Origin of the sequence: Sulfurimonas sp., assembly GCF_032250635.1 — a bacterium.
Taxonomy (GTDB): Bacteria; Campylobacterota; Campylobacteria; order Campylobacterales; family Sulfurimonadaceae; genus Sulfurimonas.
This window is the reverse complement of record NZ_JAVVFL010000009.1, coordinates 1-23,321: the sequence shown is the minus strand read 5'-3', so window position 1 is coordinate 23,321 and position 23,321 is coordinate 1. Positions and strand designations below refer to the sequence as shown.

Sequence of the window (23,321 nt, the reverse complement as noted above, 5' to 3'; positions counted from 1 at the left end):
AAAACAAGGTGTTAACTGAATAAGTTTCTGTCTATATAAGTGGGGTCATTCCACTCTACACATTTCGAGATAGTAAATATTGGCTCGTTTAGAGTGTAAAATAGCTTTTAAATCTGTTAAATTTTCTAAATATATTCCTAAAAATAATTTAACAATATCTAATTTATATATTGTTAAAATTAATATTTAATATTGTAACTTATTTTATGTTACATCTTGCAATATTAAAAGTTAACGGAAGTGAATAGTAATGAAATAGAACTACCTTGTTTTCATATTTTTTATAAATCAATCTCGCATATCTAAGCTTAATTTTTCGGCAAAACGATTCATATCTTCATTAGGGGAAAATAATTTTTTTTATAAAAATAAGATATACTTATAGGCAGATAAGCAGAATTGAATTTTTCATTTTATCTATGAGATATTGTAAGATTTATAATATAACTACAGTTTAAAAAATTGGGAGTATGTATGTTTGTAAAAGATATGAAAATGCTGATTAAGTATGCAATAGAACTAGACATCTCGGGACTGGAGTGCAAAGTGGGCTATAAAGGTGATGCTATTTTACGACTTAGTTCTAGTGATCAGGATACCGTGCAAAAGATTAAATCATTTTGTTTAAAAGCTGATATAGAACAGAAAATTAGCTACAACGGGGCAAGAGCTACCACAGATGTTTTTTGCGTCTTTAATTCCGATACATACGATTTAAAATAAACAAAGAGCAGTAAACAGAAGCACTCTTAATGCTTCATAAGTTAAATTATTAGAAACGTTTTGCTCTTTGTGATATAATCCCCTCTATTAAAAAAAAGATAAAAGTGATTTATGTTTGCATCTGAAATAAACTCTATTTTAAACAACAAAGAGAAGCTTCTTACTCAAGTATATTTTGAGCTTCAGAGGCACTTTGAAGAGAAGTACGGGCGTGATACCGTCGTTTTTATGGAGATAGGAACCTTCTTTGAGGTTTATGAGATAAACAACGACGAAGAGCAGGTCGGAAAAGCAAAAGAGATTGCCGAACTTTTAAATATCCAGCTAACCAAAAAAAATAAAAATATTATAGAAAATAGCGACAAAAACCCTCTTTTGGCGGGAGTTCCTGCCGTCTCTTTCGAGAGGTATCTAAGCCGTCTTATTTCGGAGCAGAAATATACCGTAGTCGTTATAAAGCAGAAGGGTACTCCTCCCAAGATAAGCCGCTATGTCTCTCAGATTGTCTCTCCGGGAACAAATTTTGACTATATCATCGACAATGACGACAACTATATAGCGTCGATTTTAATTGACAAGCATAGAGGCGTATATACAGTAGGGTACAGCGCAATTGATGTAACAACCGGTAAAACATGGTTATATGAGAGTCATGGAACAAGCGAAGACCCAGCCTATGCGTTGGATGAGCTCTTCAACTTGCTAAATACCTACCGCACTTCTGAGGTTGTTATAACATTTTTAGATGGAGTGGATGACCAGCGGCATGTTATGCACTATCTTGAAATTCCCGAGCATTACAACTACAGCGTAAACAACAAAAGAGAAAAAATCGAGTTTCAAAACAAGCTTTTTCGAGAGGTGTATCAAATCCAATCGCTTCTCTCCCCTATAGAGCATCTGGATTTGGAGAGAAGTCCGATGATTACGGAGTCTCTTGCAATTCTTATTGATTTTATCATTGAACATGACATCCACATCATTCAGAAACTAGATTATCCAAAAATAATAGACAATCGCCGTTTTATGTACCTTGGAAACAGCGCATTAGAGCAGATGGGTGTTACCTCAAGGGACAAAAAAGAGTTCACACTTCTAAAGATGCTCGATAAGAGTGCGACAGCAATAGGGCGAAGACTTCTAAAAGAGAGACTCTTAAACCCTATTATGGAGAAAGAGGAGCTTGAGCGAAGATATGACCTCATAGAAAAGGTCTCATCACACACAAGATACCTTGATGAGATAATGCGCGGTATATATGACCTGGAGAGACTCTCACGCAGGCTTGATCTGGGCAGACTTCACCCTTTTGAGATGAATCACATCTACGACTCGATGCTGAGTGTAAAAGAGCTGATAAACTACGCCAAAAAACATAAGATTCAAAAGATACCCTTTCAGGAGAGCGAAGTTGATGAGTTTTTAAGAGATATAGCAAAGAGCATAGATTTGGATGTCTCCCGCCGTTTTACAAATGCAACGGTGGATGAGAATTTTTTGATGAGCGGTGTTGATGAGACTATTGACACTTTGGTAAAAGAGAACAGGACTTTTTTTAGGGGGTTGGAAGACATTGTGGTAAAAATCGAGCTTATGCTTGATAGTGCCAATGCACTAAGCAGCTCCAAACTGGTCACTTTAGGCTTTTTGGAAAAAGAGGGGTACTATATCTCTCTTAGCAAAAACAGGTTTTCGATGATAGAGTCTGAATTTAAAAAAGATGACAATTTTAAAGAGTTTGTGGTTAAAAAACTGACAAACAACGTAAAGATAACATCCAGCTTTACCGATGGCATCTCAGACACTATTATGAAAAACCGCCGTAAAATTATCTCGCTTGCAAAAGAGAGGTTTATCCAGCTCCAAAGCGTTTATGAGAGAAGATATTCGCTTCTGTTTGACCGCGTAATAAACTATGTTGCGGACTTGGATGTGGGTGTCAGCTCATCAAAAGCAGCAGAGATGTACAAGCACGCAAGACCTACTATAGTAGATGTAGAGGCGGATGAAAATTTTATGCAGATTATGCAGCTGCGCCATCCGCTTATAGAGACGCAGGAAAATAGCGGTATTTACGTTCCAAATGACATAGTTATGGGAGAGCGTTCATATATGGATTTGCCTCATCCGACGACCGTTATGTTAGATTCTGCCGTGCATGACGGACATCAGATTAGCGGAGTTTTGCTATATGGTATAAACTCAAGCGGAAAATCTTCGCTTATGAAAAGCATCGGACTTGCCACACTTATGGCGCAGGCCGGTTTTTTTGTGAGTGCTTCTGTGATGAAGTTCTCTCTTTTTGATTCGCTCTTTACGAGAATTGTCTCAAGAGACAATCTTGCAAAAGGACTCTCAACCTTTGCCGTTGAGATGCTTGAGCTCAAAAACATATTTAACCGCGCTACAGTGCGCTCGCTTATACTCGGAGATGAGATAAGCCATGGAACGGAGACGCTCTCAGGCGTTGCCATAGTCTCAAGCGCTATCATAAAACTCTCATCTCTGCGCTCTTTGTTTCTTTTTGCCACGCATCTTCACCAGCTCTCAACCATGCAAGAGATCAGGGTGCTAAAAAATGTTGTAGATTTGCATATAAGTGTTGAATACGATGAGAAGGCGGATAAGCTCATCTTTAACAGAGTTCTTCAGTCGGGAAGCGGAAGCAGTATCTATGGTTTGGAGTTTGCAAAGTCGCTTCACATGGATAACGAGTTTTTGGAGACGGCAAACAGAATCAGAAAAAGACTCGCAAAAGATTTTGACGAGCTGGAGCTTCTTGTAAAGAAAAAAACAAGCAAGTACAACAAAGAGCTATACATAACCAAGTGCATACTTTGTGGTTCAATGGCTGAAGATGTGCATCATATAAACCATAAATCATCTGCAGATGCCAAAGGTTTTATTGACCACTTCCATAAGGACTCAAAACACAACCTTATTCCACTCTGTAAAGAGCATCATAAAGCGATACATGAGGGTAAAATAAAAGTAGAGGGTTTTGTGATGACTTCTAATGGGTTGGAGTTAAAGTATGAAGAACAGTTGAGTCCAAAAAGTGAGAAAAAAGTTGTTGAGCCGGAGATAAATGAGAACACAAATCCAAAAGGATTTATGCTTGATGATTGGGAGTAGATTAGCCTATGGCAGCTAGCTTGTTCTCTACCCCAAGACTATAAAGAAACTTTTGTAGCATATCAAAAAGATGGTTCGTCATTTTTGAAGTGCTCTCACACTCCATAGAGGTAATGACCTCTATAAATAAATCTTTATTTAAACAACTTTGCTGGACCTGTTTTTGGAGATTTAAAGCAGCTTTTTGAGAAGATTCAGAGTCAATGCAGTCAAAAACAACACAACATAAATTTTTATCTAGAGAGATATATCTGTCGGTTCTTCTTTTCACATCTATAATTTCAGCAAGGTTTATATCTTTTTTGCAGTAGATGAGGACAAGTGCAAAATTGATTTGGTACCTTTTGCTTCTGTAAGAGTATTCATCCAATTTATTTATAATTTCTTGAGAATAGCTTGGACGACTATCTTTAATTATTTGTAGCATAATATATCCTCAAATTTTTTTGAATATTTTAGCATAAAGTTGCTCTAATGTGCCTCTGCTTGAAATATATAGTATAATTCACGATTAGTTAAAAAGATTAGGCAAGAGATGAAAATATTAGAGCTTTTTAAATTTATGATAGAGCAAAAGAGCGAGACGCCGGATGACGGTGGGCTTTTGGATTTTGTGGAGAGTTATTTGAGTGATTTCAAGGCAGTGCGTGTCGATGTAGAGGGCGTTAAAAACCTCTTTATCTATAAAAAATTCTCAGAAGGGGAACATCTCTGTTTTGCGGGGCATGTAGATGTCGTTCCTGCGGGGAGCGGTTGGAGTACAAACCCTTATGAAGCCGTTGAAAAGGACGGTTACATCTACGGTCGCGGCACTCAGGATATGAAAAGTGGTGTTGCTGCATTTGTTCAAGCCCTAAGGGAGACAAAAGATTTCAAAGGAACACTCTCTGCACTTTTAACCTCAGATGAAGAGGGCGAGGGAACTTACGGGACGATAGAGGTCTTAAAATATTTAAAAGAGAACTCTATGCTTCCAGATACCGCAGTCGTGGCAGAGCCTACATGCGAGAGAGAGTTCGGCGACGCTATTAAAGTGGGACGCAGAGGCTCGATCAACGGATATTTAACCATAAAAGGGAAGCAGGGGCATGCGGCGTACCCTGAAAAAGGTGTAAATCCGATAGATCTTATTGCTCCAAGACTCTCAAATATGGCGGGAGTGGATCTGGATAACGGAGATGAGTTCTTTGCTCCGAGCAAATTTGTCATCACAGACATACGTGCTGGTATGCAGGTTACAAACGTGACTCCAAATGATCTTAAGATGATGTTTAATGTAAGAAACACGACACTAACATCTCAAAAAGAGGTGAGAGAGTTTGTGGCTAAAAATCTTGAGGGGGTGGATTATGAGCTGAAACTCACTCAAGGCTCATACCCATTTAAAACAGATACAGATACAAAACTTGTTAGAAAGATAGATGGCGCAGTAGAAAAAGTAACGGGTATTAAACCCAAGCACTCCACAGCAGGCGGAACTTCAGATGCAAGGCACATGGCTCCGATGGGAATCAACGTTGTAGAGTTTGGTGTAATAAATGATACAATTCACGCTGTAAATGAGAGAACTACGGCAAAAGAGGTCGAGTCTCTTTATGAAGTCTTTAAAAATTTAATAGATACGTGGGAGTAAGAAAACATGAGATATTTACTTTTAGTGATGGCACTGCTTTTTAACCTTAACGCTTTTGATTGGCCGAGCGACTACGAGAATGCGCTTTTAGAGGCAAAAAAAGAGAAGAAAGATATCTATCTTTTTATAGGTTCAGAGTATTGCAGATATTGCGAAAAATTTGAAAAAGAGGTGCTCTCTCAAGATGAGGTTATAGAAAAACTCAAAAAGAGTTATGTGCTTATCTATCTCTCAAGAGACATAGATGACATTCCCTCCCATCTTGAGACAACACCTGTTCCAAGGCACTACTTTTTAACAAAAGAGGGCAAAGTCATCTACACCACAATCGGCGGCAGAAGCACAGAAGGTTTTTACGAGCTTTTGGATGAAGTAGAAGAGGCAAAAGAGCTTTGAAATAAGAGTACTCACTTTTAGACTGCCACGTCGCTATGCTCCTCACAGTGACTATTCTTCGTCATTGTGAGCGAAGCGTGGCAATCTAGGTTATGAAAGAGATCTATTAAATAAAATTAAGGAGATATATATGATTAAATTTGTACAAACAAACAAGGCGCCATCGGCAATAGGTTCATACTCTCAAGCGGTAGTAGCAAACGGTATGGTTTTTACATCGGGTCAAATTGCACTTACTCCTGAGGGCGTTATGCTTGAGAATGATGTAGTCGTTCAGACAAAACAGGTACTAAAAAATCTCCAAGCAGTTTTACAAGAGGCTGGAGCTTCAATGCAGAGTGTCATTAAAACGACTATATTTTTAGACTCTATGGATGACTTTGTTACGGTCAACGAGATATATGCGGAGGCTTTTGGTTCTCATAAACCTACCCGCTCAACTGTTGCAGTTAAGACGCTTCCAAAAAATGCACTTGTAGAGATCGATGCAGTAGCGCTGGTACAATGATAAAACTTCTCTTTTTGATGCTGCCCTTTCTTGCGGCGGCAGAGAGCTTACAGTCTATTTTAGAGTATGCTTATCAAAACAATAATAATATAAAATCTTCAAAATATATAAAAGAATCAAGGCTCCAAGAGGTCGAATCAAAAAAGAGCGGCTATCTTCCAGCTTTAGATATCGGTGCCTCCTACACAAACACAAGCGACAGAACAGTTTTTCAGATAAAAGATGTCTATGCAGCATACGCCAAAGCTGAGTTTGATATTTATGACGGCGGAGCAAGATCGGCGCTTGTGCAAAAAGCAAAAGATGAGTTCTCTTCAAGCTTGCATGATGAAGAGAGCCTCAAAAAAGAGCTCTCCTTGGAGATAGTCGGAGATTTTTACACCATCTTAACTTTACAAGCGAGCCTCAGAGCAAAAGAGGACGCTAAAAAATCTCTGCATGAACAGCTTGAGAGAGTAAAACAGTTTCGAGGCGCGGGACTGGCTACAGAGGATGATATAGAGAGACTTAGAGCATCTTATGAGAGAGCTCTTTATGAGATAGAGTCGCTCAGCTACGAGCTCCTTGAGCGTAAAAGCTCTCTGGAGCTAAAAGTCGGCAAAGAGATAGAGAGTTTTGATGATTCCCACTTTAAAGAGGCGGATATTAGCGACATTGAGACCAAAGATGCTATAAAGTCGCTTATCTATAAAGAGAGAGCTCTTAAAAATAGCGCAGATGCTATTGAGAGCATCTACTATCCAAACGTAAAAGCTGAAGATACCTATACGGTTTATGAGTATGGCGATATAGCCGAGGATCATTTTGCAAAGATTGATAGACAAAACGTCTTTATGCTTACTCTTAATATGAGGATCTTTGACTATGCATCTACTAAAGAGGCGAGAGAGTCTCTTTTGCTAAATGCGAAGGCTCTGAATGAGAAGATAAAATATATGTCAAAAGAGCAGAAGCTTCGTTATGAACTATCAATAAAGAGGATAAAGAGCGCAAAGGTTAAGATAAATAGCGCAAAAAGCTCCTTGGTCGCTGCCTCAAGCGCGTTTGAGACCATAAACGAGAAGTACAGTGCCGGCTTGGTAGATTACGTTATCTATCTGGACGCACTAAGTGCTAAAACAGATGCTACCTCTCTTTATGAGAGTTCATTGAACGATCTGCAGGTAGCATATGCCGCGTACTACTTCTACAGCGGCAGAAATTTAGAGGAGTTTATACAGTGATTAAGATATTATTTGGTGTGCTTTTTAGCCTCTTAAGCCTCAATGCACAGGATGTTTATGCAAACTTTTTCGTAGAGCCTCTTAAAGATGCGGCTTTGGCGTTTCATGCAGGTGGAATTGTAAAAGAGGTGCGTGTAGAGGTCTCTAGCAGCGTAAAAAAGGGAGACCTACTTGCGGTGCTTGCTAATGACGATATAAAAGCGCTCTTAGATGTGGCAAAAGCAGAGTTGGCAAATGCAGAGGTTGAGCATAAGTATGCCGTAAGAGATTATGAGAGACAACAAAAAGTCCGCCATCTGATAGATGAAGCAAGGTTTGATATCTATGCTCTTGCCTATGAGAAGTCAAAAACAGCGCTTGAACTTGCAAAAGCAAACCTCACATACAGAGAGGCACTCTATAAAAAGAGTATGCTTTACGCTCCCTTTGACGGAGTCGTATATGAAAAGAGCGTAGAGGTCGGGGATGTCGTAACCGAGATGTCGCCAAAGGTTGTTTTTAAACTGCAAAGCAGGGTGGAGAGAAAGCTTGTTTTGGAGTTTGACCAGAAGTATTGGCAGGATGTAAAAGAGGGACAGAGCTTTAGATACAAGGTTGACGGGGATGAGAAAGAGCATAGAGGCGTCATTACAAAACTCTACCCGCATGTAGACAAACAGAGCAGAAAACTGCGCGCTGAGGTTGAGGCAGAAGGCTTTACGGCAGGGCTCTTCGGTGATGGTCAAATTGAAACCAAAAAGTAGAGCAGATGTATAAACTAGCCATAAAAAGACCGATTGCGACTCTTATGTATGTTGTCACGTTGGCAATATTTGGCTTTATGAGTTACAAGTCTATGCCATCGGCTCTCTTTCCAAATGTAGATTTCCCAATAGTCACTATCCAGACAAACTATCCGGGTGCGGAAGCGGGCACGATCGAGTCGCAGGTCACTGATGAGATAGAGGATGCCATATCGAGGATCGGCGGAATCGACAGCATAATTTCAAGCAGCAGTGACGGCGTGAGCGTAGTCACGGTAAAGTTTTTTCTAGAGCGTGATATTGACGAAGCGACAAACGACGTAAGAGACAAGGTCTCTGCCGTAAAACTCCCAAATGATGCCCAGACTCCGCTTGTAAGCAAGCTTGATATAGGCTCAGCGCCCATTATCAACATCTTTTTAACCGCAAAGGGCGATACTCTTCAAAATCTTATGCTCTTTGCAGATGAGAAGGTAAAGCCATCTATTCAGAAGATAAACGGCGTGGGTGCAATAAATATTGTCGGATATAAAGATAGAGAGATAAAGATATTTCCAAATACAAATAAGTTGAACAAATACGCTATCACCATCTCAGAGCTAAACTCGGCAGTAGCCAGAGAGAACGTAAAGATAGGCGGCGCAAAGCTTATAACAAAAGAGCAAGAGCTCACACTTAAAACAAAAGCGGATGCGCTAAGCATTGAAGAGCTAAAGAACATAAAAATAAAAGATAATATAAGATTAAGAGATATCGCCGAGGTCAAAGACTCTCTAAGTGACGCCAAAAGTTACGCTTCATACAACGGTGTAGAGGGTGTAATGCTTGAGGTTCAAAAGATATCCGGCACAAATACTCTTGGCATTGTAGAGCGCGTAAAAAAGGTTGTTCCGCAGCTTGAAGCAATGGCGGCGCAGAGGTTTGAGGTAAAGGTTTTAAACGACACTTCGCCCTTTATCATTAACTCTTTAAAAGATGTCGAGTTTGACCTTATCTACGGTGCAATTTTAGCCGCGATCATCGTTTTTATCTTTTTAAGAAATTTTACCATTACCTTTGTCTCTGCTCTCTCCATACCCTCATCTATTTTAGGCACTTTTGCGCTTATGAACTTCATGGGATTTGATCTCAATAAAATGACTCTTATCGGGCTTACTCTTGCCATCGGTATTATCATAGATGATGCGATCGTGGTTATTGAGAACATCTATAAAAAGATGGAAGCGGGCATGAGCAAATTTGAGGCAGCTTATGAGGGTACAAAAGAGATGGCTTTTACCATTTTAGCTATCTCTGCGATGCTTTTGGCGGTTTTTATTCCTGTTTCGCTTATGAGCGGAATAGTGGGCAAGTTCTTTGAGAGCTTTGCCATGACCGTCGGGTTTGCCATCATCATCTCCTACACTATTGCTCTTAGTTTTATCCCGAGTTTGAGTGCTAGGGTTTTAAAGGGAGGTGAGAGCAGGTTCTATAACATTACGGAGCCTATTTTCAGATCTCTTGAACGCATCTATGAAGCGATGCTCAAAGTGGTTCTCAGGTTTAAAACTATTACTCTTATTTTTGTGTTTATACTCTTTTTCGGCTCGCTCTCGCTATTTCCAAAGATCGGTATGGATTTTATACCAAAAGAGGATAAGTCGGAGTTTGAGATAAAGATAAAAGCAGATGCAGGGATCTCGCTTGAAGAGATGGTGAAAAAGTCCAAAAAGGTGGAGGAGTTGGTGCGCGCCAATCCTCATGTGGAGTACACGACATTAAATGTAGGTTACAACACAAACAAGGAGAAGCATAAAGCGCTTATATATGTAAAGCTTACCCCAAAGGATAAACGAGAGCAAAGCCAAGAGGAGATCATTCAGGATTTTAGGCAGAAGCTTGAGGTCTTTAAAAAAGATATGTTTATAACCGCTTCGGCAATTCCCGACATAAAAGGTGCGGGCGTATCGGTTCCTTACCAGATAGTTTTGAAGTCTGACTCCTTTGAAGATCTGCAGAGGGCTAAGAAGAATTTGGTTGAGTATCTCTCAAAAAAAGAGGGGTTTGTTGATATTGACACGGATCTTGATAAGCCAAAACCACAAATTGATATAAATATTTTAAGAGAAAATGCATCTAGTTTGGGAGTTTCAGCATCGGATATAGCAGAGGCAATATCTATAGCATTCTCAAGCGATCTGGAAATATCCTATTTTGAAGAGGATGGTAAACAGTACAACATTACGTTGAGATTTGGCGATGAAGAGAGAGTCTCTTTGGCGGATGTTAAAAAACTTCAAGTCAGAACAAAAGAGGGGAGGCTCGTCTATCTTGACGGCTTGGTCACATTTACAAAGAGCCAAACGCTTGCTACGATAAACCACTTTGACAGAGAAAGAGAAGTGACAATTTTTGCAGACCTTTTCGGGCTTGATCTTGGAGGTGCGGTCTCCTACACCGAAGAGGAGATCGAAAATCTACTGCCAAAAGGCGTAACATACAGATTTACGGGATTTGCCGAAGAGATGGTAAAGACGGCGGATGCCTTTGCGGCAGCCATTGCTTTGAGTGTTATCTTGATGTTTATTATCTTGGCGATTTTGTATGAATCTCTTATTCAGCCCATTATAATAATGGTCGCGCTCCCTCTTAGCATCATCGGAGTCATGCTAGCACTCTACATCTCAGGGTTGCAGTTTAGTCTTTTTGTTATGATCGGGTTTATGCTTCTGATGGGAATGGTAGGCAAAAATGCCGTCTTGCTTGTAGATTTTGCAAACCACGCCATGCAAAACGGCAAAAATGCGGGTGAGGCACTTATAGAGGCGGGAGAGAAGAGACTCCGTCCGATACTCATGACTACTATTGCGATGGTGTTTGCCATGCTTCCGCTCGCAATTGGAGAGGGTCTTGGAAGTGAGACAAAAGCGCCGATGGCAATCTCCATAATCGGAGGGCTTTTAAGCTCAATGGTTCTTACTCTGCTCGTCGTACCGGTCATATACATGGTTATAGCTCCGCTGGATTTGTGGTTAAAGAAGTTTTATGAGAGAAGAATGGAACTTAAGTAGTAGATGGTGCAGTTGAATTAAGAAGGCTTTATAGTATAATTTTGTTACGCAAAGAGAAAGGGAGAGTGTTTTGTTAGATAAAAAGCAGTTAAAAAAAGAGCAGATCATACAAGCGGCTCTAGAACTATTTGCCTCAAAAGGGTTTTATAGCACTACCATCCCCGATATTGCACTTTCGCTAAAGATGAGTGTCGGGAACATGTATAACTACTTTAAATCTAAAGACACTCTAGCAATAGAAATCATAAAATATATCTCTGCATATTTAGGCGAAAAGTTAAAAGAGATAAACGAACAAGAGATATCCACTAAAGAAAAAACAAGAAAAATAGTAGAAATATATTTTAAGACAGCCTCTTTAAAACCTGAAATGATAGACTACTTTTTAAGAATATACCTCTCAAACCGCGAAGTTTTTAAAGAGAGCTGCGAGGGAATGCTCTGCGTAAATGAATTTGTAACGGAGATAATGATTTACTTTGAAGAGGGCGTTAAATGCGGAGATTTGAGAGAGCAGGATTTTTTCAGCGCATTTGGTCTTTTTATGGGATATTTAGGCGGTATGGTTTTTTTAAAAGGTGAAAATGTTTTGCCAAAAGATTTGAATGATTATGTAGATGATATTACCTTTAACATATATAAAGCACTGAGTGCAGATTAATTTATGAAAAAGAAAATGAGGGTTTTATGGCTTAGCGCAATCGCTTGCAACGGCAATACCCACTCATTCTTAAACTATCCGTACATGGAACAATTTTTAGATGATTTTGAGTTTATTTATCATCCCGTTATAGATTCTGAGTACTCGCTTGAAGATATCGTTTCAAAAGAGATTACATGTGATATTTTGCTTATCGAGGGTGCAATCTCAAAAGAGTTTAAAAGAGCCGATGTCTCCGTTGTCGATATAATCGAAAAATATTCCAAAATAGTCCAAAAAATAGTTACGGTCGGTACATGTGCAACTTTTGGCGGAATTTTTAGAGAGAGCGGTTATGAAGAGACTTCCGGAATGCATTTTGACCAAGACAAACCATCACAAAAATTTCAGGACTTGATTGATAAAACTATCTCGGTTTCAGGGTGTCCCGTTCATCCCGAAGTTTTGGTAAACACTCTTTATGCAATCAAAAAAAGTGTCGCGTTAAAACTGGATAATTTTCTTAGACCAAAAGAGTTTTATGCTTATACGGTTCATAACGGCTGCACGAGAAACGAATATTTTGAGTATAAAGTAGATAATCACCGTTTTGGAGAACTTGAGGGGTGTATGTTTTACGACCACGGCTGTCAAGCGCCTTTTACCCACGGAAGCTGTAACAAAATACTGTGGAATGAAGTAAACTCAAAAACCAGAGCAGGGCCATCGTGCATGGGTTGTACAGAACCTACCTTTCCAAAACAAAATCTCTTCAGTACGAAAAAAAATATGGCAATACCCGAAAATCTTCCTGTTGGTGTGGGTAAAAGAGTCTATCTTACTCTAGCAGGCATTACAAAAGCGTTTAAGATAGATAGATTAGAAAAGAAGCTGTTTGATGATTAAACTAATAGAGAAGATAGAGGGTGAGGCGAAACTCAACTTTAATTTTAAAGAGGGCAGGATTGATTTTGTTGACATAGAGTTTATGTCGACAAGAAATATCGAAAATATTTTAAAAGGCAAAAATGCTTTTGATGCGCTTGTCATAAATCCAAGAGTCTGCGGAATCTGCGGACATGCTCACTTAATAGCTACAGTTCAAGCACTAGAGAGTTGCTATGATAATTTGAAACTTTCAAACAAGGCGAAGATTATAAGAGAGTTAACGCTTAATTTCGAGCTTATCCAAAACCATTTTAAATGGTTTTATCTCACAATGCTGCCTCTTTTCGGACATAAGCAGCAGGTCTTAAAAGCTACATATCCATCGCAGCTTATGGGCAAAGCCATTGCACTCTTTGGCGGGCAGTATCCGCATACCTCTTATGCAATTGTAGGTGGAGTAGTTTGTGAAATAACGCAGATGGATATCATAAAACTGCAACACTATATAGCACAGACAGTGAAGTTTGTGGGAGATAATCTGGTAAAAACAGAGAGTGAAAATTTTTTAACATGTGAAGATGCAGACGCTCTTTTGGATTATGAGGGAGATTTGCCTGACATACTCAGACAGATAAAAAAAGAGGGGTTTTTAGAGTATGGAAAGAGTTATGACAGATTTATCTCTTTTGGACACAACAGCTACTTTAAAAAAGGCAAATCACTAAAAAGAAAAGTAACTCATAATATCTCGCTCGAACATGTAAAAGAGTCGGAGACACCTTCATCGTTTGCAAAAAATGTAAGTTTTAAAGGTAAATATTATGAGGTCGGTCCACTAGCTCGTGCCATGGTAAACAAAACTCCGCTTATAGCAGATGCCCATAAAAAATACGGCGACAGTATCTTTAGCAGAATACTGGCAAGGGTTTGTGAGATATCCCAACTTTTACAACACTCAAAAGAACTGATTAAAGATTTAGATTTGAGTGAAGAGTCATATATTGAACCCTCTGTAGATATATCAAAACTAAGTTCCAGCGGATATTCTGCCGTAGAAGCTGCACGCGGAACGCTTATCCATAAAGTTGAGATAGAAAACGGAATTATAAAAAATTATGAGATAATCACGCCTACACAGTGGAACTTAAGCGGCGGAACAAAAGATAAACAGGGAGTTTCGCAAAAAGCGATGATTGGTTTAAGCGATGTCAAAACTGCCGAACTTGTTTTTAAATCGTTTGATGTCTGCTCAGTTTGTACTACCCACTAAAAAAATATGTAATCTTTTTTTAAGCCAAGAAGAGTATATTTATATAGGCTATATTAATTTTAGTTTAAGTTTTTTTCATATATCATTACTGAATGAATGTTCATTTTGTATTGTAATTAAAAATTAAGGGAGTATATTATGAAGAATAATAGTTTGTTTAACAAATTATCTTCTAGGCTGGATGAGTTGTCAAATTTACCTAAACTTGATGATGAAGTATCAATCTCAAAGTTGATTGAAGAAAAAGGTTTTTCCAGAAGAGAGTTTATGGGTTGGGCCGGAGCAATGACATCTATGTTGATGCTGCCGGCAAGTTTTACCCCGTTGGTTGCCAAGGCAGCCGAAATGGCTGACAGACTTCCTTTGGTTTGGTTGCATATGGCTGAATGTACAGGGTGTAGTGAATCTTTACTAAGATCTTCAACTCCAAGTATTGACAGTCTGATATTTGACTATATTTCACTAGAGTATCATGAAACGATAATGGCGGCTGCCGGTTGGCAAGCTGAGCAAAATTTGGAACATGCCATGGAAAAATATAAGGGCAGATATATTTTGATGGTTGAAGGCGGTATCCCGCACGGAGAAAGTGATTACTTTTTAACAGTCGGCGCTCACGGTAAAACGGGAGAGCAAAGTGCGAGGGAAGCTTCTGAAAATGCTGCCGCAATTTTTGCTATCGGGACTTGTTCCTCTTTTGGAGGTGTTCAAGCAGCATATCCAAATCCTACAAATGCGACTGCACTCAGCAATGTAACAGACAGACCGGTTATAAATGTACCGGGATGTCCTCCTAGTGAGAGCAATATTGTCGGAACGCTGCTGCACTTTATTTTATACGGAACTCTTCCTGCCCTTGATGTCTACAATAGACCAAAATGGGCTTACGGACTCAGAATTCATGATGCATGTGAGAGAAGAGGCAGATTTGATGCCGGTGAATTTGTAGAGCAGTTCGGTGATGAAGGTGCTAAAGAGGGTTACTGTCTTTATAAAGTAGGCTGTAAAGGACCATATACGTTTAACAACTGCTCAAAACAGAAGTTCAATCAAGGCACGTCTTGGCCTGTTCAAGCAGGACATGGCTGTATGGGATGCAGTGAACCTGACTTCTGGGATAAAATGGGAATAGTTCATGAACCGCTTGGCGATAGACTTTATCATACGGTATTTGGAGGACTGGGTTCTGATGCAACAGCCGATAAAATCGGCGTGGGAATTCTAACTGTTACCGCAGTCGGTATAGCGGCACACGCGGCAATATCAATAGTTAAAAAACCAAAAGAATAAGGAGTTCAAAATGTCAAAAAGAGTAATAGTAGACCCAATAACAAGAATAGAAGGACATTTAAGAGCCGAAGTAATCGTTGGAGACGACGGAGTTGTTCAGGACGCTTTTGTCTCTTCAACTCTATGGAGAGGCTTAGAGGTAATTGCTAAAGGTCGTGATCCGAGAAATATACCGCTTATGATGCAGAGAATTTGCGGTGTTTGTACCTATTCACACTATTTAAAAAGCACAATGGCTGTAGAAGATGCACTTGGTATTAAAATTCCTTACAATGCAGAGCTGGTAAGAACACTGATGAACGCTGCACTGTTTTTACATGACCATGTTGTTCATTTTTATCATCTTCACGGTGTTGACTGGGTTGATATTGTTTCAGCACTCTCAGCCGATGAAGCAAAAGCAAGCAAGTTGGCATTTCAATATACGGACAACCCGATTGGAACCGGTGAAAATGAGCTGAAAAAAGTAAAAGAGAAAGTGGCAAAATTTGCTAAAAATCCTCAAGGACTTGGACCTTTTGCCAATGCATACTGGGGACATAAAACATATAGACTTACGCCTGAACAAAATCTTATCGCGCTTTCACACTACCTAAAGGCACTTGAAATTCAAAGAACGATAGCCCAGGTGATGGCGATTTTCGGCGGTAAAAATCCGCATCCTCAAAGTTTGGCAGTTGGCGGAGTTACATGTGTAATGGACCTTTTAAATCCGGCAAGAATGGGTGAATACCTAGTGAAATATCAAGAAGTAGCAGATTTTGTAAACAACGCTTACTATGCAGATATTGTAATGGCGGCAGAGATGTATAAAACTGAGCCTTCGGTTATGAAGCCTATGGGTGTTAAAAATTTTATGGCACATCAAGACATGATGGTCGGCAGAAATGATTATCTTTTTGAAAGCGGAATTATTATGAACGGAGACCTTAGTAAGGTTTTTGAGATTGACGAAGATATGATAACTGAAGAAGCAACTCACTCATGGTATAAAGATGATGCGCCGCAACATCCTTATGACGGCACAACAAATCCAAACTATACAGGTTTTGTTGATGGCGATACTGTAGGACCTGATGGCAAAATGGTTAATTCCAAAATGATAAACGAAAAAGAGAAGTACAGCTGGATTAAATCGCCAAGATACAAAGGCGAGCCTATGGAAGTCGGTCCTTTGGCATGTATGTTAGTCAGTTATGCAAAAGGAAACAAAAAAGCGGTAAAAGTAGTAAATGATTTTCTGGCTAAAACAGGTGTTCCTGCAGCAGCTCTTTTTTCAACTCTGGGAAGAACAGCCGGGCGAATGTTGCAGGCGAAACTTATTGCAGACAATGCACTTGTCGCTTTTAATAATCTGATTGAAAACCTAAAAGTAGATCAGGAAACTTGTGCAACGTACACTATAGATAAAGACAAAGAGTACAAAGGCAGAGGAATAGGCGATGTTCCAAGAGGAATGCTCAGCCACTGGATTAGAATTAAAAACGGTGTTGTTGAAAACTATCAAGCCGTAGTGCCCTCTACTTGGAATGCAGGACCTATGGACTCCAAAGGTGCAAAAGGACCTTACGAGGCTGATTTAATCGGTCTTAAAATACAAGACTTGACACAGCCGCTTGAGATAATCAGGATTATTCACTCTTATGATCCGTGTATAGCATGTGCAGTACATGTCATGGATACAAAGGGCAAAACACTAAGTGAATACAAAATAGATCCACTCTATGGCGGGTGCAGTATATAAGAAGGAGTTGTTATGAACACTACTGATAAATTAGAAGAGCACTCTTTGAAAAAGGAAGGGCAAGAGATAGAGATGGAGTTAGAGTTTACTTCGTTTTATAGATGGCACCACTGGATTAGGGTGCTTAGTATAATCATATTAATAGCAACCGGATTTTATATTTCTGTTCCTTTTATTATTCCGGCGGTCAGTGCCGAGCCGACAAACTTTTTAAATGCAGAGTTTAGAGGCTTGCATGAAATATTCGGATTTGTAATGATTTCTATGTTTATAGGAAAGACATACTATTTCTTTTTTGCCGTAAAAGACAGAATGGAAATAAAGTCTTTTAAAGATGTTGTAAGCCTGAAAAATTGGCTTAGTCAGGTAGGCTACTATCTGCTTTTAACAAAGCATCCAAAATTAAGCGGAGCATACAATGTTATACAGCTTTTAGCTTATTTGGTTTTTTATATTGCTATAAGCGGATTGATTATAACAGGACTTATCCTTTATGCTCACAGTTTTCACGATGGAATAGGCGGAGTGTTGTATGAGAGTATGAGATCACTAGAGGTTATGTTTGGCGGTTTGGCTGCCGTGCGTGAACTGCACCATCTGCTAATGTGGGGAGTTATCTTTTTTATAGTCGGACATGTCTACATGGTAGTCTTTAATGCCGTATATGGAAAAGAAGGAACTGTTGATTCAATATTTAGCGGATATAGATGGAAAAGAAAACATTAAGGGTTTATGTTGAAAATTTTAGTTCTTGGCATCGGTAATATTTTATTCGGCGATGAAGGCATCGGTGCGCATCTTGCAAATTTGATGGATGAAAAGTATGAATTTGTGTCAAATGAACATGTTGTAGATGTCCTTGACGGCGGAACATTGGCACAGAGACTGATACCTATTATTACAGAGTATGACAATGTTTTACTGATTGATTGTGTAAATGTGATAGATGGAAATATAGGTGATGTATACAGTTTTGATTTCAATGATGTTCCGGAGTGTATAACATGGAATGGCAGTGCCCATGAAGTTGAAATGCTGCAAACTCTTCAGATGATTGAGATGCTCGGTGATTTGCCTCCAACTAAAATAGTGGGTGTCATTCCTTATGTAATCGGAGAAAACAGCACCTTTTCTATGACTGAGGAAGTTTTAAAAGCGAGTCATACCATGGAGAGGGTCATTACAAAATATATAGAAGATTTTGGAGTTAAGGTTTTAATAAAGAAAAGTATAACCTTGGAAGAAGTCTCAAAATATACCTATTTAAAGGGCACTCTATGATTTTGGAATTTTTATTCAACTATTTGTCTTCATCTTTGGTTTATGAAAAAATAATCATAAGAACAGTGAAACAGTTTTCATTGAAATCAAAAATACTCAGAGACGGTGACGAACTATTTTTGTATGTTGAATCAGATGATAGCGATGAGTTGGAGCGTTTTGCAGATAAATTATCGCTAGAGCTGCCTCATTCGATTTTTTTACATGAAACAAATGTCAAAGTCGTAGATGAGATGCCCGAAGGCTCTTTTGTTTTAGCCCAAGAGTCAAAACCTGCTATGCCTTTTTGCCCTAAGTGCTTAGGCGAAGTTATGGATGAATCAAATGAGAATTATTACAATGTTTTTCATGAGTGCGAAGTCTGCGGATACGATGTGCATGGCGAAAAAAAAAGCTATAAAGATGATTTTGTAAATCTTGCAAAATCAATAAGCGATGGTTTGGTAGTTGAAGTAAACACGTTTTACGGAAAATATTTCGTTGGTATGTTAAGCGAAAAGTGTAAGGGTGTTGATTTTGATATTATCAGTTATGCTTTAGGGACGGTGGCACACTACACAAACGCCACAAACAGTGAAATTGCGGCAATGGGAGCTATTGAGAAACCTTTTGTAAAGTTAAAAACAAACATCAAATTTAAAATGGATTTTGAAGATATAACAAATGAGCTTATCCGTTTTAAACTCCCTGATGATTTAGTTTTGCATCTTTTACTCAGCGAGCTTAACAAACTCGGAATCAACTTGATTTTTATAACAAAAGAGAAACTTCCTTTTGATGTCAAGTTTGATTTGGTGGAGTATAAAAAAGAGTTAGAACCCATCGAGGTTGTAGTAGGTGACAATCACATCGCCATAGTAAAAGGCGAAAAAGGTCTGCCGTACAATAATCTTGAAAATAAAACTTTGATTCCACATATCGGAGCTTTCTTCTCGGTTATAAAAGAGCATTCTCTGCTTGAAAAAACCGTAGTAGGCGTAAATATCTCCAAAGAGTATCACAATGACATGTTAGTTTACTCTAAAAAATTCGGAACTATAGAGTACCTCTCATTTGCGTTTAACTTCAGCTCCATAAAAGATGTGCTTGATTCCATTATAAGCACAAATGAAACAGGAGAGAAGCTTGTAGAGAACTTTAAAAATAAATTTCCTGAGCATTTTGAAACAATATCTGCTATAGTATTTGATGAAAAAGAGTTTAATGTTTACAAACTCTGGGGTATAGTTTCTATAATTTTAGGTTACTTCAAAGAGAAAAACCTTGCCAAGTCCGCAAAAATTCTTGAGGAGAGTGCGAGTTCATTTTTGGGAACAAAAGGACCTCGTATAGACTATAAACTAAAAAGTATAGGGAACAAGGTTTATTTGGACCCATTGATGACAATCAGAACTGCGATGAGTTTTAAACTTGCCCAAGTTGATCAGCTTACGCTTAGTTACGGGGTTATTGAGAGTTTTGTCGAGTTTATTTCAACCCAATTGGATGAGATAAAAGAGGAGATGAAAAGCGACGCGGTTGTTGTAACGGGTTCACTTTTACAAAATAGACATCTTTTTAGTAAACTTAGCAAAGAAGTTTCGGTAAATCATAAGCTATACTTCAATAAAGAGTTGCCCGTAGATGGAAAAAATATTTTATATGGCGGAAATGAATTGTTTTGAAAAGATATAAATATCTTATAAAAGGACAGGTCCAAGGTGTCGGATTTCGTCCTTTTATATATAAGTCGGCACTCTATTTCAAACTCGCGGGTTTTGTCAAAAACGATATAAACGGAGTGGAACTGGAAATTCAAGGAGAGCAAAAAGATATAGATTTTTTTGAAGAGTCGCTCCGCTTAAAACTCCCGCCGCTTGCAAGAATAGACGAGATACAAAAAACAGAGATAGAACCGCTCAAAGAAAAAAGCTTTGCGATTATACAAAGCTCTGATGACTCAAAAACCTCATACAAATCTGCTCTTATTCCTCCCGATACCGCTACATGTCAAGAGTGTTTAGCAGACATAAAAAATGAGAAAAATAAAAAATATCATAACTATTTTGCCACAAACTGCACAAACTGCGGACCGAGATATAGCATCATAAAAACAGTTCCCTATGACAGAAAAAACACATCTATGCAAAAGTTTAAGATGTGCAGATCGTGCGAAGAAGAGTACAATAATCCGTTAAACAGAAGATACCATGCACAGCCGATTTCATGCAACAACTGCGGACCCTCTTTGTCTCTTTTTAGAGGCGATAAAAAAGTAGATATTGCTCAAAAAGAGATTATCCAAAAAGTTGCATCTCTCATAGAAGAGGGAAATATTTTAGCGCTAAAAGGCATAGGCGGATTTCATATAGTCTGCGATGCGACCAATGATGAGGCGGTAAAAAAGTTAAGAGAGTTTAAACACAGACCCACAAAACCTTTTGCCATCATGTGCAAAGATTTGGAGCAGATAAAGGCTTTGGCGTATGTAAACGAGAAAGAAGAACAGCTCTTAACATCAAAAGAAGCGCCCATCGTCATACTGAAAAAGCTTACATGTCAAAGCAATCTACATGTCAAAATTTCATCTCTTTTAGCTCCAAATATTGACAGAATCGGTTGTTTTTTGCCTTATACCGCTCTTCATCATCTTCTGTTTGTACATGTACAAAATCCCATAGTCGCAACAAGCGCAAATCTCGGCGATGAACCTATCATCATAAACGCGGAAGATATCTTTAAAAAACTTCCTTTTGTTGATTTTACTCTTGATTTTGACAGAGAGATAATTAACGGTGTTGACGACTCACTTGTTCAGACAATAGACGATAAAACAGAGATACTAAGACTCGCACGCGGATACGCTCCAAAGGTAATAAAACTCCCTCTAAAGAGCGCGAAAAAAATCTTGGCAGTCGGAGCAAATGCAAAAAATTCCATAGCTTTTGTGATGGACGATAATATTATACTCTCTCCGCATATCGGGGATTTGGACTCTATGGAAGCTTTTGGATTTTTTGAGAGAACCATCGAGACTTTTAAACGCTTTTACGATTTTGAACCCGATGTCATAGTGCATGACAGACATCCAAACTATGAAACGACTAAATGGGCGAAAAAACAGAACAAAGAGCTTGTAGAAGTACAGCACCATTTGGTACACATCTACGCCTGTAAAGCGGAGTTCGGACTTAGGGGTGAGTATCTGGGGTTTAGCTTTGACGGCACGGGCTACGGCAATGATGACACACTTTGGGGCGGAGAGATTTTTGTAGGAGACAAACGCAAATACAGTTTTAAAACAGTAAAACTTCTGGGCGGCGAAAAGGCCATAAAAGAGCCCAGACGCGTTGCTCTAAGTATGCTTTTTGACAAGCTCTCTTTAGAAGAGGTTTTAAAACTTGAACTAGACCTTGTAAAATTCTTTTCACCTGTAGAAATTAAAATGCTTCATCAAAGCTACATAAAAAATCTAAACGCGCCAAAAAGCAGCTCTGTAGGAAGACTCTTTGATGCCGTTGCTTCATTTTCAGGTATTGCCCAGAGTGTTAGTTACGAAGGTGAAAGCGGACTTTTGTGTGAGAGTTTTTATGACAAAAACATAGAAAAATATTTTGATTATGCAATAGAAGAGGGCGTAATTGAGATAAAAATAGTAGAGTACATGTTAAAAAACAAGCCGGATAAAAAAGAGCTAAACTCCATGTTCATAAACACGCTCGTAAAAATAATCGCAGATATCTCAAAAAGAGGAAAACTTGAAGTGATTCTAAGCGGCGGAGTTTTTCAAAACAAAACCCTGCTTGAGCTTGCATGTCAAAAACTTCAAGAGGAAAATATCACTTGCTACTTTCAACAAGAAACGGCTATAAACGACGGCGGAATCGCTTTGGGGCAGGCTTATTATGCTTTGCAATCTTTATGTTAACGTTTAAGCAGTTTTTGAAGAATATTCAATTATTAATTGAATAAATATCATTTAATAATTGAATAAGTGTGTAACCAATTTCTTCCGCCAAATTGACCGGAACTGCATTACCAATTTGCTTGTATTGTTGTGATGGTGAACCTTCGAATATCCAATTGTCAGGAAAAGTTTGAATTCTAGCATATTCCCTAATTTGAAAAGGTCTAGTTTCATCAGGATGACATCTTTCCGTTTGCTTTTGCGCCGGTGAGCAAGTTAATGTTAAACTAGGTTCATCCCAAGAAATTCTTCTTGCCATCCCAGTTTTACCTCCGCCAAGATAAAAGCTTTTTTGCATATACTCTTTTTGAATTTCAAGTGGCAAATTTCTCCAATATCCTCCAGGTGGTACTTTATCCAAAATTTCTTTTTTTCGTTTAGGATAGATTTGTCCGGGAGAAGAAAGGACATCAGTGTCATACAATGCACCTTTTTTTAAGGCATCTTTTAAGGTATATATCTTTTTATGAGGTTCAGGATAGTTATAAGTTACTTTATCTTTGTAATCATTTTTGACGCCAACTATGATTAATCTCTCTCGCTTTTGAGGGACTCTATAGTGAATTGCTTTTAAAACTTTTGGTTTAAAGATATGGTAATCCATATCTTTGGTAAGAACATCTATCATTGTCTGTAGAGTTTTACCATTATCATGACTTAATAAGCCTTTTACATTCTCTATTAAAAATACAGGTGCATTTGTTTCTTGCAGCGCTCTTACAAATTCAAAAAATAAAGTTCCTCTTGTATCTTCAAACCCCAATCGTTTTCCGGCATAGCTAAATGCTTGACATGGAAAGCCGCCCGTTAATAAGTCTATCTTATCTTTGTAAGGTTTAAAGTCAATTTTA

The 23,321-nt window shown here is 38.6% G+C and carries 19 protein-coding genes; 17 read left to right on the top strand and 2 right to left on the bottom strand.

The features are described 5' to 3' along the window. Positions 1 to 474 precede the first annotated feature (474 nt). Entirely contained in the window at positions 475 to 723 is a 249-nt protein-coding gene (locus tag RQ763_RS01245; protein ID WP_314150641.1) for a hypothetical protein, read from the top strand. Positions 724 to 834: 111 nt separating this feature from the next. Beyond that, positions 835 to 3,858 carry a MutS-related protein gene (locus RQ763_RS01240; RefSeq protein WP_314150640.1) on the top strand — a complete coding sequence of 1,008 codons (3,024 nt, stop codon included), beginning with the start codon at positions 835 to 837 and terminating at the stop codon, positions 3,856 to 3,858. Between the two features lies 1 nt (position 3,859). On the opposite strand, the gene RQ763_RS01235 is transcribed toward RQ763_RS01240, so the two are convergent. Further along, positions 3,860 to 4,285 (bottom strand): hypothetical protein, encoded by a 426-nt coding sequence (locus tag RQ763_RS01235; protein WP_314150639.1) that lies wholly within the window; start codon positions 4,283 to 4,285, stop codon positions 3,860 to 3,862. A 108-nt stretch (positions 4,286 to 4,393) separates the two neighbouring features. On the opposite strand from RQ763_RS01235, the gene dapE reads away from it, so the two are divergent. The 15 genes from dapE to hypF all read left to right on the top strand — a co-directional run bounded on the left by dapE (position 4,394) and on the right by hypF (position 22,431). Further along, positions 4,394 to 5,491: a succinyl-diaminopimelate desuccinylase gene (gene dapE, locus RQ763_RS01230; protein ID WP_314150637.1), complete on the top strand. Its 1,098-nt coding sequence runs from the start codon at positions 4,394 to 4,396 to the stop codon at positions 5,489 to 5,491. Between the two features lie 6 nt (positions 5,492 to 5,497). Then, positions 5,498 to 5,887: a thioredoxin family protein gene (locus RQ763_RS01225; protein ID WP_314150636.1), complete on the top strand. Its 390-nt coding sequence runs from the start codon at positions 5,498 to 5,500 to the stop codon at positions 5,885 to 5,887. Positions 5,888 to 6,020: 133 nt separating this feature from the next. Then, entirely contained in the window at positions 6,021 to 6,395 is a 375-nt protein-coding gene (locus RQ763_RS01220) for a Rid family detoxifying hydrolase (protein ID WP_314150643.1), read from the top strand. Next, positions 6,392 to 7,618, top strand: coding sequence for a TolC family protein (locus RQ763_RS01215; protein ID WP_314150635.1), 1,227 nt, complete (start codon positions 6,392 to 6,394; stop codon positions 7,616 to 7,618). Before RQ763_RS01220 ends, RQ763_RS01215 begins: the two co-directional genes overlap by 4 nt. Continuing rightward, on the top strand, positions 7,615 to 8,361 hold the full coding sequence (locus RQ763_RS01210) for an efflux RND transporter periplasmic adaptor subunit (RefSeq protein ID WP_314150633.1): 747 nt from the start codon (positions 7,615 to 7,617) through the stop codon (positions 8,359 to 8,361). Before RQ763_RS01215 ends, RQ763_RS01210 begins: the two co-directional genes overlap by 4 nt. Before the next feature lie 5 nt (positions 8,362 to 8,366). Then, positions 8,367 to 11,411, top strand: coding sequence for an efflux RND transporter permease subunit (locus RQ763_RS01205; protein WP_314150632.1), 3,045 nt, complete (start codon positions 8,367 to 8,369; stop codon positions 11,409 to 11,411). Positions 11,412 to 11,481: 70 nt separating this feature from the next. Continuing rightward, complete coding sequence (locus RQ763_RS01200) at positions 11,482 to 12,072, top strand: TetR/AcrR family transcriptional regulator (protein WP_314150631.1); 591 nt, start codon at positions 11,482 to 11,484, stop codon at positions 12,070 to 12,072. Positions 12,073 to 12,075: 3 nt separating this feature from the next. Beyond that, positions 12,076 to 12,957: a hydrogenase gene (locus RQ763_RS01195; RefSeq protein ID WP_314150629.1), complete on the top strand. Its 882-nt coding sequence runs from the start codon at positions 12,076 to 12,078 to the stop codon at positions 12,955 to 12,957. Next, a complete protein-coding gene (locus RQ763_RS01190) occupies positions 12,950 to 14,209 on the top strand; it encodes a nickel-dependent hydrogenase large subunit (protein WP_314150628.1) in 1,260 nt (419 codons plus the stop codon). The genes RQ763_RS01195 and RQ763_RS01190 overlap by 8 nt, the downstream gene beginning before the upstream one ends. Positions 14,210 to 14,347: 138 nt before the next feature. Continuing rightward, a complete protein-coding gene (locus tag RQ763_RS01185; protein ID WP_314150627.1) occupies positions 14,348 to 15,499 on the top strand; it encodes a hydrogenase small subunit in 1,152 nt (383 codons plus the stop codon). Between the two features lie 10 nt (positions 15,500 to 15,509). Next, entirely contained in the window at positions 15,510 to 17,243 is a 1,734-nt protein-coding gene (locus RQ763_RS01180) for a nickel-dependent hydrogenase large subunit (protein WP_314150625.1), read from the top strand. A 12-nt stretch (positions 17,244 to 17,255) separates the two neighbouring features. Continuing rightward, positions 17,256 to 17,969, top strand: coding sequence for a Ni/Fe-hydrogenase, b-type cytochrome subunit (gene cybH / locus RQ763_RS01175; protein WP_314150624.1), 714 nt, complete (start codon positions 17,256 to 17,258; stop codon positions 17,967 to 17,969). A gap of 9 nt (positions 17,970 to 17,978) precedes the next feature. Further along, on the top strand, positions 17,979 to 18,524 hold the full coding sequence (locus RQ763_RS01170; RefSeq protein ID WP_314150622.1) for a HyaD/HybD family hydrogenase maturation endopeptidase: 546 nt from the start codon (positions 17,979 to 17,981) through the stop codon (positions 18,522 to 18,524). 80 nt (positions 18,525 to 18,604) lie between these two features. Then, entirely contained in the window at positions 18,605 to 20,188 is a 1,584-nt protein-coding gene (locus RQ763_RS01165) for a hydrogenase (protein ID WP_314150621.1), read from the top strand. Next, entirely contained in the window at positions 20,185 to 22,431 is a 2,247-nt protein-coding gene (gene hypF, locus RQ763_RS01160; RefSeq protein ID WP_314150620.1) for a carbamoyltransferase HypF, read from the top strand. The genes RQ763_RS01165 and hypF overlap by 4 nt, the downstream gene beginning before the upstream one ends. 25 nt (positions 22,432 to 22,456) lie before the next feature. Here hypF and RQ763_RS01155 read toward each other — a convergent pair. Then, positions 22,457 to 23,321: DNA (cytosine-5-)-methyltransferase (locus RQ763_RS01155; RefSeq protein ID WP_314150618.1), on the bottom strand; the 865-nt coding region annotated here is incomplete at its 5' end.